Here is a 12,608-nt window from a genome sequence, read left to right as displayed (position 1 = left end):
TACTTAGGAACATACTGAATTCTGTTACATTGGAAAGGATTGGAGAAAGGTGAGGGGGGAGAAATTGGGGATTCTATTAAATCAGCCTAAACAACGGCATATTCGAAAATTGCCAGGAAGAGTACGTATAGAAGTATTTGGTCTTAAGCATAACGTGGAACTTGCAAAACAAATCATTGAGGTGTTAGGCCAATGTGAAGGTATTGAGATGGTATCTCCATGTATAGATACAGGTAGGTTGCTAGTATTGTATTGTGAGCAGAAGATTTCAGTAGCAGTGATTATAGATATGCTCATAATAATTGAAGCTTTACCTGCTATCACCTTGCATAATCAATCTCAAATAACTGAACAAGTATATAACGAAGTGGCGGCTGCTACGGTCGAAGGTGAAAACATAGAGGGCTCAACTAAAAATTATAATCCTCATATCTTTTCGCGATCCAATTTAAGGGCAGTTAATTCCAATTCCTTAATACAATCAGAAATTAAAAAAACACAGATACCGCTTTCCTTAACGCTTTCTGTAGCGGGATTGGGAGTACTTGGAATTAAACATCTATTTTGGGGCAGATCGGCATTAGCCAGAAGCTCCACGGTCTTTAATCTAGCGGCGATGTTAGCAGTGGTCAGTGGTTACTCGTATTTTAAGCGTGATCCTTCTCAGACGCTGCATAAATGGCTTAATCCAGAGTTTCTGATCGGGGCCAGCGCGCTCACTCTTGCTCTTGTAAGGGAAAATATAGTTGTTCTTGCCGGTTTAAGTATTATGCAGTATCTAAAGTGGAAAAGAGAGCAGCTTAATTTAGGCAGAGTTAACAGACCTTTATCACCCGAAATAGAGAGTTACAGTCAGAAAACAAGTAAGATGAGTACCCTTTTGGCGGGGGCAACATGGGCATTTACGGGAAGTCCTCTGAGGGGAGCAGCAGTTCTCCTGGCTGGTAACCCCAGGGTAGCAACTTTACCAGCACAATATACCTGGGATCAAGCAGATTTTACAGCTCGAGAAAATGGGTATATGATCCCCGAAAATAGCTCTCTTGAAGAATTAGCAGCGACCAATTGCATTGTTATCGAGGATACCCATCTCATTGTTGGCGAATATTTGACAGAAATTGAGTGCATTTCCAACGAAGATGATGAGTCTCAATTATGGCATTTGGCCGCTTCAATTATGAAAAAAACGGGACATTCTTGGCGAGATGAAGTAACTCAGCAGGCTGAAAAAGCAGGAGGAACCCTGCGTACTGCATTTAAAGTTGAGCAATTTGCTCAAGGTACCAAAGCAAAAGTCCAAAATGCTGAAGTTTTAATGGGAAGTCTAAAATTCTTAGAACAAAATGAGGTGATTTGTGATCGTTTTTTACTGGAAGTAAAGAGAAAACAAAAACACGGTTATGAAGTGTTGTGCCTAGCAAGAGAAAAGACTTTTCTTGGCATTCTAGTAAGGAAAAAAGAAATTGTTTCAAATGAGTTTTATAAGTCAATTAATTATTTACGGCAAAATAATATGAATGTAAATATCTTAAATGATAGTTTGAATTTGAGTCGCGAAACCCTCCATCAATTAGGACTTAAGACTGACTGGTTAGGCATTAGCAAAGAAGTATTTTTAGAGAAAATTGCTGGTTTGCGTCAGAGCGGAAAAAATGCTCTTCTTATCAGAGGCAAGGACGATGAAACTAGGGAAGTGGTTAATTCACTTAACGTTTCATCAATCTCAATTGAAAAGATAAAAGATTTATGTAAGGCAATTGAATATTCACAAAACATCAAAACAACAGTGCAGCAGCATTTTAAAATAGCTAAACTATGGAATAAACTTGGCACTTTTCTAGCTATCCCTCTGTCGGTAACTGCCCCAATTGTTAATCTACTTTCAGATGGAATTACCTTAATTTTACTAGCCCGAAGTAAGAGGATCAGCGAAAGTATTCAGGCCCCAAGTTCTCCCCTTAAGGAAATACAAAGAACGCAAGCGAACGCAATAAAAGATAAATTACAGTCTTTAAGGAAAGAATCGGGAATTTCTTGGCATGCTATCCCTCAAGAAGAAATCACCCAAAATTTTAAAGTGGATGAAGATCAGGGATTAACAACTGAACAAGTAATTGCCCATCGTCAAAAATTCGGCGTAAACAATCTAGAGCGAAAAGAACAGGAACCATGGCTAGTGTCTTATTTGGCACAGTTTAAAGAATTTACGACCTTGATTTTATTGGGAACATCTCTAGTTGCACTTGCCACTGGATCTTGGTTTGATGGATTGGCAATGGGGTCGATCCTCTTAGTAAATGCTGCGATTGGTACTGTTCAAGAACGCAAAGCCGAAAAGGTAATCGAAGCGCTCAATCAATTTCAACCTCCCCGCAGCAAAGTACTAAGAGAAGGAAAACAGTTAGAAATATCAGGAGATGAATTGCTTCCGGGTGATATCGTGAACCTAGAGGCTGGTGACCGGGTACCCGCCGATATTCGTTTGCTGAATTCCTGGAACCTAGAAATAAATGAGGCAGCTTTAACAGGGGAATCCCTACCAATCAATAAGAATCCCCAAGTCGTAAGCGGAGATTGCCCTTTAGCAGAGCGCAAGAATATGCTTTACTTAGGAACCGATGTGACAAGAGGTAAAGGTATAGGAATTGTTGTTAAGACTGGGATGGCAACCGAAATTGGATACCTAATGTCTCTAATGGAGGGGCAGGAAAAAATTTTAACTCCTCTGCATGAGAAAGTGACTGGTATCAGTAAAACGTTTATTAAAGGGGCAGCACTTGCAGGAACTTTAGTATTTGTTGCTGGGTTACTGAGAGGACGACCCATTACTCAGATGATTACCACTTCGATTACCCTGGCAGCCTCTGCTGTACCGGAGGGACTCCCGGTCACAATAACTATCGCCTTAAGCGCAGGTATTTTCCGCATGGCTAAGAAGAACGCCTTGATACGTAAGTTATCAGCACTGGAAACATTAGGACGAACAACCGTCATTTGTTCTGACAAGACGGGTACTTTAACCAAAAATGAAATGACGGTAAAAAGAGTAGCTCTAATAAATTCATCGTATGCAGTGGAAGGAAATGGATATGAACCTGTAGGGCAAATTACCAATGTCAGTTCATCCAATTCCTTGGTCAAGAAAAGTATTCAAGATTGTCCAGAATTACAGCAACTGGCTAGAATTGCGGTTCTTTGCAATGACAGCAAGCTCATGCAAGAAAACGAGTCGTGGACTACTAAAGGTGATCCAACAGAAGGAGCACTTTTAACGTTTGCGGCAAAATTTGGTCTCTGGCAAGAAAAGATGGTTCATTGGCATCGAGTACATGAGGTTCCATTCGACTCCAATTCTGGGACAATGAATGTAGTATGTAAGGATACTCAGACAGACCAAGATTGTTTTATATTTTGTAAAGGGTCTGTTGAGGTAGTTCTTGACCGATGTAAATGGTATCAGTTGGATGGGAAAATTCAGTCGCTGACTGAGGAAACGAAAGAATTAATCCATAGGCAAAACGAAACCTTGGCTAGCGATGCTCTAAGGGTATTAGCCTTTGCTTATTGCCCAACAGAGTGGATTGATGGGCAGTCTACCGAACCTAAAGTAATCGACGACCAGCTTATTTACGTTGGTTTAATGGGAATGATGGACCCGCCAAAACCTGATGTAGAAAAGAGCATCTTAGAAGCCTATGCTCTAGGGGTGAAGCCGGTGATGATAACAGGTGATCATCCTATTACGGCCATAGCCATTGCCAAAGAACTTGGAATTGGGGATTCAAATACTCAAGTTCTAACGGGTCAAGACTTAGATCAACTCACCGACGAAGAATTAGTTAGCCAGGTCGAAGAAATCTCTATTTTTGCAAGAGTAACCCCTGAACATAAACTTCGAATTGTAACAGCTTATCAAAAATGTGGGCATATTGTTGCGATGACTGGAGATGGAGTTAATGATACCCCCGCAATAAAACAATCAAATGTTGGTATTGCTATGGGTCGTACGGGAACCGATGTTACTAAAGCTACAGCGGATATGATTTTGAAGGAGGATCATTTTGGTTCGATTATCGAAGGGGTAAAAGTAGGGCGAACAATAATAGGAAATATAAGGAAATCAATTGGTTGTCTTTTAACTGGGAATCTGGCAGAAGTATTAGTGACCGCTGCCGCAGTTATTGTAGGGTTACCTATGCCACTTGTACCCATCCAAATTCTATTAATGAACCTGCTTACGGATGCAATACCTGCTATGATTTTAGCGGTCAACCCCGGTAATAAAACAAAGCAAACTGCTCGCCAAGATATTGTGGACAAAGAACTGTACTCTAAGGTCATTACGCGCGGGATCTTGTTGGGCGTTGGTTCGTTAGGCTTATTTGCTGCTACTTTAGCAGCTGGTGCGCCGCTAGTTGTTGCCCAAACGACAGCCTTTTCAGCATTGGTTGTGGGCCAATTGGTACAAACTCTTTCTTGGAGACAAGAGGGTTCCAAAGAGAGTATTAAGGAATCCTTAAAAGACCGCTATCTGGTTTTCGGTTTAGGAGCATCCTTCCTAGCGTTATTAGGAGCGATCTACATTCCTGCAGTAGCAGGCTTCTTCTACACAGCACCACTTATGCCTCAACACTGGTTGAGTATCCTTTTAGTTGCTGGTTCAGTTTCCATATTATCAAAACCGTTTCTATTTCTGGTATCTAAGAAAGATCAACTGGGTTTGGTGCCCGGTAAATCGACCGTTCTGTTAAATGGAAATGTGAGCGTGTAAGCAGAGGGGATGACACAGATCATTGCAACGATGCTCGATAGGATTGAACGGATGGAGGCCAAGTAATGTTTAAAAACATAGAGAAGACGGGTTTGATAACGGGTGTTGCTCTTGGCTTAACGGCTACAACCATTCTGCCTATTATGAAGAGGACACTTCTTAACCTCGGAATCATTGGGGTTAGGGGAACTATAAGCTTAGTTGATAGTACTAAAACAACTGTTAAACTTGCTAAAGAAGAGATAGAGGACATAATTGCCGAAGCACAGTTTGAAAGAATGAAAAATCAATTGGATAAGGAGATTAATCTCCTGTCGGAAAACTGACAAAGACAAAGGGGTTTTCATGGAGAAATACAAGTTTCATCAGAGCTGAAAGGTGTGATTAACGAGCGTGTTAGATGAGCAGAAAATAGATGAAAATTTGAGACAAGCTCTATCCCATATTGAATTGGCCATAAATACAAGTATTACAGCAGGAGTCGAAAATCCTTCAGCTCAGAAGTTAATTGGGCAGAAGTGGGAGGCCTTTCTGGGACAATTTTTTGAGTATGCACGCGCCAAAGGAAAGGAGCAACGAGTCAATCTATTAGGGTGGATAAGCTTTCCTCGTATTCGGCATTAATCAAAATGGAGGGATAAGTTTGTTTAGTAAGGGTACTTTATGGGCTGGGGCAATTTCTGGTGGGATTGCCCAAATAAAAGGTTCTCGCGAATTTACCACTGGGAAGATAAATGCAGATGAGTATGTCGCCCATACCACAATAAACGTTTCAGAAACTTTAGGTTTGATGGCAGGATTGGAGTATGGTGCGGTACTTGGTTCGGCTTTAATTCCCGGCATTGGTTCTATAGTTGGAACCATTCTTGGCGGTATTTTAGGAGATCGTTTAGGAAATGTGGTAGGTATACAGGTAGGCAATTCTATTATGAATCAAAAAAGGTTAGAACGACAACGCCTTAATTAATGGGAGATTATCTGGCTGAGTAGCAAAAGTGAATTTCAACAAAACATAAAGTAGTTTTCTATCATCAAGGTAGAAAACTATTTCTTTTATGCTTACAACACAAACGTCTTAACAAAAATAATAATGGTTTACACGCTTAATGGTGCACTTAATTCGTTTCTGACAGCAGTGTCAACAGACGTACCAAAGCCATCTCATGTTAGTATATGCTAAATAGGAGATGGCTTTGGTAATCACAATATAGTGTTTCAGTTGTATTCTGAAACTTTTTTATGTTTACGATTGAATTTGCCATTTAATATTTCCACCTAACAATTCTAAGATTTAAAAATATTTGAGAAAAATATAACAATGTCCCGTAAGTTTAGCCACAAATTTATATAGAAAAAGATAAAAAGAGTTAGATAATGATAATTGTTTAGAGATCTTATAATGCTAATGATGTGTTGGTATGACTTTGATTCCGGGTCATGAGTTAATCATATTATAAGTAAGGGGATGTTTCTAAGAATATCTGACTCCGAGTAGGAAGTGAATAGATAATATTTACCAGTCTTTTGGACGGGAAGTTAACATAAATTTTACACTGGCTTAGCAGAGCTCTAACACAATTTTGCTAATATAAATAGTATCAAAGCTTTATTGAGGTGGATGGGAATATGATATTGAAATGGTTAGAAAATAAATCGAAACACCAGAAGGTTTGTAAACCTCAAGCTGATATATCATTCATTAAAGATTATAAACAAAGTCATAATAAAACCGCATTAAATATACCTATTGTACTTGGAAGGGTAAATGTTTTACTTGGTATCTTTAGAAGAAGACAACGCTTTAGTGAAAGAAGAACAATAATAGCCGTAGATAGTTGCAGGCGGCTAATCAATAATGAAATTGAAGGGTTCTTTGAGCAAAAGGAAAGGGTTGTAAATAATCGATTATTAACCGAGATAATATACGGAGAAAAAAAATCATATTCTGATATATTCGGCAATAAGGACCTAGAAAAGATTTATAGACAAACTGAAAATGTTATACTGCATGAACTTTTTGAGCGATTTAATAATCACATAGTATGGCAATTAAAAAAAGGCCGTACAGCTGATGATTGGGTTTCCAATATTTTTAACCAACTTAAAAAATACCAAAATACAAAAATGCGCACGATTTTGATTACTTCCTATATAGAAGCATTAAGCAGAAAAACTCTAAATAACTCCATCGAATCACTTATTGAGAATTCTTTAATCAGTAAACTTAGCAGTAATATTGATATAAGCACGCTAATTCTAAAAAAGCTAGACATCGATTCTAGTTTGGAAACTATGGACCTCATGGTTCAACTTTCTGATCGAATTGAAGGAGCTCTTGATTCAATAAAGATAGGATTGATTCAAGATATTAATGATCAACTTGCTAATATCTTTTATAAAGCTCATGACACATTGATAAATTCAAAAATTGAAATGAAAATTAATTTACTCGAAGAAGAAATAGCTAGAGAAGAAATTTATGAAACGAATTTGATGGAAGCATAATTATAGAAGAAAAGATCTGGATATTCGTATAAATTTAACCTAGACTTAAAGCTTTATTAATACTACCTTAATATTAAAAGTATATGATGGAATTAGGAATATGGATAATGGAAGTAATGAAAGAGGTGATGCCAAAGAAACTTGGTATCAGTGCTGATTAATCCATATAAAGCGTCGGGTTCAATAATTTCATTTTCTAAAAGTGAACGCCTGTTTATAAAGAATACTAGGCTATCGACAAGTTCTTCATGTGCTGACAGACTTGAACAGGACATCAAGGTTAGAGTATCGATATTACTCGAACCAGGATTTGAGGTTCGCGTGAAGGGACCGCTGGCGTTGGCCTTAGTTGTGCTTATGCTTCCAGAAAGTATATAAATCTGAGTTTGTATTTTCTGACTAGTATTAAAAAGGAGGCTGGAAAATGACCCCGCAATATAAATATTCCTTATTAAATACCAAAGAGGCTACATATTATCTCGAAGTATCAAGTTTCAAATTTAAAAAGCTTATCAAGGAAGGTCATTTAACTCCCCAAGTTTGGACTGTACGCAGCGGAAAAGAGGTACATTTCTTCGATCCGATGGAATTAACGAAAGTTAAGAAAAGGCTAATTAAGGAAGGGTATCACTATCAAAACGCCTAAGAAATTCTAGAACGACGTAGGAAATTTAAAAGCACATTCAAGCTTAACCCATTGAGTGACTGAACAATTCAATGGGTTTCCTAAATTGTCACAAAATTGTACTGTATTATAATTATGCCTAGAAATACTTCTAATTATGTTAAATTAGTCTTAATTTACAGTAGATCACCTGAGAACAGTTGAAAATAATTCCTTGTCAAGCTCGTAGCACATATAGAGTTTGTTAACTGGGCACTCTCTTCTTAGTAAGTTAAGCTAAATAAGGTGGTATCGGATATGATTGAAACGAAAGCAATTTGGAATAAATATGTCCATTATACCCCTGGAAGAATTAGGCTTAAGGTGCCGGGCTTAAAGAAAAATGATTATTTAGCTGAAAAAATTCATAATGCATTAGAGAATATAGAAGGAATCGATCAAATTGGAACTAATCTTCTGACGGGTACATTACTTGTGCATTTCAATGAAAACCTCATCCATGGCCCAAGTATAATAATTTTTGTCGATGATCATCGGAGAAAATACAATTATCCAGTCCCATTAACTGAAAAGCTAAGTCCTATGATTACCCAGAGAGCTAATAAGATATTCCTGATTGCTACGGCGCTCGTGCTATTATTTACTAAAAGTAAAATACTAGGTCCTTCTGCTTTAGCAAGTTCTAATATTTTGAACAACGCATCTACAGCAATTGGCTTAATAATAGCTTACCCAATTTTCCTCTGGGGTTTGAAGCATCCTCAACAAACAAGAAATAGAAGCTACGATTTAGTAATTAATTCTATAACTTTCACGTTGTTACTACTGCAGGAAAGTTATACAGGTTTATTACTAATGTTGTTGGTTAATTACTCGAAAATAATTATGGCTTTGGATTTCACGAGGACAAACCAAATTATTGCTAGAATAGGCAAATTGCCAGAAAAAGTGTGGGTTGTTATTGATAAAAGCGAAGTAGCAATGCCGTTAGAAAAATTAGTAAGCGGTGATCTAGTTGTAGTCCGAAACGCAGAAATAATTCCGGTCGACGGTACAGTGGTTGATGGAGAAGCGGTTGTGGATGAATCTCAAATAAGTGGCAAATCTGAGCCCATCAATAAATTATCCGGTTCTAAAGTACTTGCAGGTACGGAAATATTGGACGGGTCTTTAAAGATATTAGTAGAACAAACTGGTTTCCAAACTCAATTAAGCAAATTGACGAGAAGGGCAGTTCATAAGAACGATCAACCTGATAAGGCAATATTTCGGCAACGTATTGATCGTATGGTTTATTTTTCACTTATGGCAGCAGGAGGTATCTACCTACTGACCGGAAATCTGAACCGAAGTTTGGCTATTTTAATCGTTGCCTCGCCATCTGCAGCAGGTCTTGCCGTTCCAACTGCCAACGGAGTAGGCATAGGGAAGGCAGCTCAACGAGGGATTTACGTTAAAAATGGTAACCACTTATGGGATGCAAGTGAAGTAGATACTATGGTTTTAGATAAAGTACCATCACTAACCGTAATGAAGACATCTATTCAAGAAATTATTGTAGTTAATAAAGAATATACTCAGAGTGAAATCTTAAGGATTGCTTCGATAAGTGAAGGAATGGAAGGCAATCCACTAGTAGAAATAATACGTAAAAGAGGCTATTTAACGAATTTTGGACCTGTAGCGGCCGGAGTAGAAACTGAATTTATCCCTAAACTAGGAATTCGAGCTCAAATGAAAGGGAAGAAAATATTATTAGGGACTAAAACACTAATGTTACAGGAGAATGTAAAACTTAACAAAATTGAAAGTAAAGTTCTTCGATTTAGGCATCTGGGCTTAAATCCGATATATCTGGCAGTCGAAGGTAGATTGTGTGGACTATTTGGTGTGCGCGAAACTATAAAGCCAGAGGTAAGAGGAGCGATAGAACAGCTCAGGGCACTTGGAATACGGAGAATAGTACTGTTAACAAGAGATGAGTTTGAAGCGGCAGAGATTGTTGCTAATCAATTAGGAATTGTAGAATTCCATACCGGAATGACACCAAACAAAAAAGCTGAATTTATCAAAACATTAAATATGCAAGGGCACAAGGTAGCCATGTTAGGAGATGGGATTGACGATGCCTTAGCTATGTCGGAAGCAGAGGTAGGAATTGCTTGGGGTAAAAAGGGCGCAGATTCTGCGGCTAAAGTTGCGGGAATTGTAATTAGTGCCCAGAATCCTCAGGTTCTAGTGGAGGCAATGCTCTTGGCACAAAAAACTAAAGAAGTAGCGAAGCAAAATATAAATTTTGCTATTGGCATTAACGTCATAGGTTTGGGTCTTGGAGCGGGCGGTTTGATTAACAATGTCAGTGCAGCTTTTCTAGGACAGATGGCAACAGTCATTACAGTATTCAATACTTATTACCAGAAATGGTTTTAATAGCAAAAGGGGCTGTGCTAAAACTTGTTACTATATTTTTTACATCCCCACTTTTGCTTCTATATCATCAAAACACAAGCGTCCTCACTCCACTTTTATAGTGAAATGAGGACGCTTATTGATTGTTGTAACCACTTGAAATTTTGGAGACTGAGTTTTACACATCCCTTTTTTGCTATTGAATTTTTACAACCTTAGCTTAATCATTGCTCAGATCAGTGGTTTGGTTGGGCATTCCACTTCCTACGGAGGCTCCTGTTACTCCACCTAAACCGCCACCAATTGCTGCTCCAGCAGGTCCCGTCATGCCACCAATTGAAGCACCTATAGCCCCGCCGGCTCCTGCGCCAACTATAGTACCTTTATCAAGATTTGTCATCCCTTTTTGAGCTTTGGCTTGAGCTACTACATCTTCCCAGCCTTCTTTAGCACTAGAAGCTAAGGCAGCGCCACCTTCTGTAATCGATACAACACCTTTAGCTGTTGCAACTGCCACACCACGCAAAACGTTTTTCAGAGTTGGTGCCAATACAACGACTGCTGTACCGGCAAGAACTAAGCCCAAAAAAGAAGATTCTCCTAGTACCTCGGGTATGCCTTTAAACAAAGGATTCAACCCCTTTCCCTATAAAGTTAGTAGTTTGAAAATGTATGTTCAAAATATATTATTAGTAATTAGTTTTAAAAAAATACAAACATCTCTATTTTCGAGAATTACTCAATTTAGAGGCGCTACCAATGCCCAATTCCTTCTGTATTTCGCGGTCGCTACAAGAAACACATCCTTATTATTTGATATTTCATAGACGTTATAATATATTGTCTATGGAATATCAAATAATAGAATTGAATTGAATAAGACAAAAAAGCGTCAGATAAACTTAAACTTTATCTAGAAAGGCGAGAAAATAATGAAAAACAATCCCCTTTGTAGGGCACGATACAAGCACCTTCCTTAATAAAGTATTATAATAAGTATTGGGTACAACTGTTTAGTAGTAAAGCATTCTAAACTCAGGGATAGGTTATACTCCCTTTATAACGATTTTGAGGAGGAAGACATTGGTTGTAATTAAAACAGAAAAACAAATTGCTCTTATGCAAGAAGCGGCCAAGATATTGACAGCCTGTCATCGGGAACTTCGAACGATGATTCGTCCGGGTATAACGACCTTGGAAATAGATAAATTCGCCGAGGATTTCATCCAATCGCACGGGGCGAAGGCCGAGCAGAAGGGGTACAAAGGGTATGCTTTTGCAACTTGTGCTTCAGTAAATGATGAAATCTGTCATGGGTTCCCAAGCAATAACCCTCTGAAAGATGGGGATATTGTGGGAATTGATATGGTCGTAAATCTTAATGGGTGGCTCGCGGATTCTGCTTGGACTTATCCAGTTGGACAAATATCGGTGCAAGTAGAACAGCTTCTTAAAGTTACTAAGGAATGTCTTTATATTGGTATTGAAAAGGCGATCATCGGCAATCGAATCGGAGACATATCCCACGCAATTCAAAGTCATGCTGAAGCTCACGGATTCTCAGTAGTGCGCGAATTTACGGGCCATGGAATTGGACAAATCATGCACGAAGAATTACAAATTCCTCATTATGGTCGCCCTAATAGGGGAGAGAGACTTAGGGAGGGGATGGTATTTACAATTGAGCCCATGATAAACATAGGTTTACAACAATTGAAAATTGACTACAATCAGTGGACGGCTAGAACTATAGACGGTAGTTTATCCGCTCAATACGAGCATACAATTGCAATTACCAAAAATGGTACGCTAATATTAACTGAGCAAGACTAAAGGGGGCACTTTAATGGGTTTACTAAAAGAATTTAAAGAATTTGCGACAAGAGGCAATGTGATGGATCTAGCTGTAGGTATTATAATCGGTAGCTCTTTTGGGAAAATCGTATCGTCCCTTGTGGCAGATATAATTATGCCTCCGATTGGTCTGATTGTGGGAGGCATCAAATTTACAGATATTAAATGGTCGCTTAGAGATGCCGTAGTTGATAGTTCAGGAAATGTTATCAAAGCGGCAGTTACTATAAACACTGGCAACTTTATTCAAGCGGTTTTTGACTTCTTAATAATTGCGGGTGCCATTTTCTTAATCGTAAAAGTCATGAATCGGTTAAATAGGAAAAAATCTGAAGAACTACCTGCTCCGGTGGTACCCAGTGTAGAAGTGCAACTTCTTACGGAGATCAGGGATCTTCTTGAGAAAAAGTAAGCCAGTAAGATATGATATGCTAATATTCAAAT

Annotated in this window: 10 protein-coding genes; 9 read left to right on the top strand and 1 reads right to left on the bottom strand. The window is 38.5% G+C overall.

What is annotated here, in order from left to right; translation table 11 throughout:
- The first annotated feature begins 64 nt into the window (after positions 1-64).
- The 7 genes from DSBG_RS03780 (at position 65) to DSBG_RS03750 (ending at position 10,331) form a co-directional block, all read left to right on the top strand.
- Positions 65-4,771, top strand: a complete 4,707-nt coding sequence (locus tag DSBG_RS03780) for a cation-translocating P-type ATPase (protein WP_242877396.1) — start codon at positions 65-67, stop codon at positions 4,769-4,771.
- A 65-nt stretch (positions 4,772-4,836) separates the two neighbouring features.
- Complete coding sequence (locus DSBG_RS03775) at positions 4,837-5,097, top strand: DUF5132 domain-containing protein (protein ID WP_068962886.1); 261 nt, start codon at positions 4,837-4,839, stop codon at positions 5,095-5,097.
- Positions 5,098-5,164: 67 nt separating this feature from the next.
- Positions 5,165-5,395 carry a hypothetical protein gene (locus DSBG_RS03770; protein WP_068962885.1) on the top strand — a complete coding sequence of 77 codons (231 nt, stop codon included), beginning with the start codon at positions 5,165-5,167 and terminating at the stop codon, positions 5,393-5,395.
- A gap of 19 nt (positions 5,396-5,414) precedes the next feature.
- Positions 5,415-5,738, top strand: a complete 324-nt coding sequence (locus DSBG_RS03765) for a glycine zipper domain-containing protein (RefSeq protein WP_068962884.1) — start codon at positions 5,415-5,417, stop codon at positions 5,736-5,738.
- A 659-nt stretch (positions 5,739-6,397) separates the two neighbouring features.
- Complete coding sequence (locus DSBG_RS03760) at positions 6,398-7,276, top strand: hypothetical protein (protein ID WP_068962883.1); 879 nt, start codon at positions 6,398-6,400, stop codon at positions 7,274-7,276.
- A gap of 424 nt (positions 7,277-7,700) precedes the next feature.
- Positions 7,701-7,922: a hypothetical protein gene (locus tag DSBG_RS03755; protein WP_068962882.1), complete on the top strand. Its 222-nt coding sequence runs from the start codon at positions 7,701-7,703 to the stop codon at positions 7,920-7,922.
- A gap of 276 nt (positions 7,923-8,198) precedes the next feature.
- Complete coding sequence (locus DSBG_RS03750; RefSeq protein ID WP_068962881.1) at positions 8,199-10,331, top strand: heavy metal translocating P-type ATPase; 2,133 nt, start codon at positions 8,199-8,201, stop codon at positions 10,329-10,331.
- A gap of 199 nt (positions 10,332-10,530) precedes the next feature.
- Here DSBG_RS03750 and DSBG_RS03745 read toward each other — a convergent pair whose 3' ends face one another.
- Entirely contained in the window at positions 10,531-10,938 is a 408-nt protein-coding gene (locus tag DSBG_RS03745; RefSeq protein WP_068962880.1) for a glycine zipper domain-containing protein, read from the bottom strand.
- A gap of 455 nt (positions 10,939-11,393) precedes the next feature.
- Between DSBG_RS03745 and map the strand changes: the two genes are divergently transcribed.
- On the top strand, positions 11,394-12,143 hold the full coding sequence (map, locus tag DSBG_RS03740; protein WP_068962879.1) for a type I methionyl aminopeptidase: 750 nt from the start codon (positions 11,394-11,396) through the stop codon (positions 12,141-12,143).
- 13 nt (positions 12,144-12,156) lie between these two features.
- A complete protein-coding gene (gene mscL / locus DSBG_RS03735; RefSeq protein ID WP_068962878.1) occupies positions 12,157-12,576 on the top strand; it encodes a large-conductance mechanosensitive channel protein MscL in 420 nt (139 codons plus the stop codon).
- Positions 12,577-12,608: the final 32 nt, after the last annotated feature.

It is taken from the genome of Desulfosporosinus cupriresistens (assembly GCF_001707885.1).
Lineage (GTDB): Bacteria > Bacillota > Desulfitobacteriia > Desulfitobacteriales > Desulfitobacteriaceae > Desulfosporosinus.
Note: the sequence above shows the minus strand (reverse complement) of the source record. Positions and strands in the feature narration are given on the sequence as shown.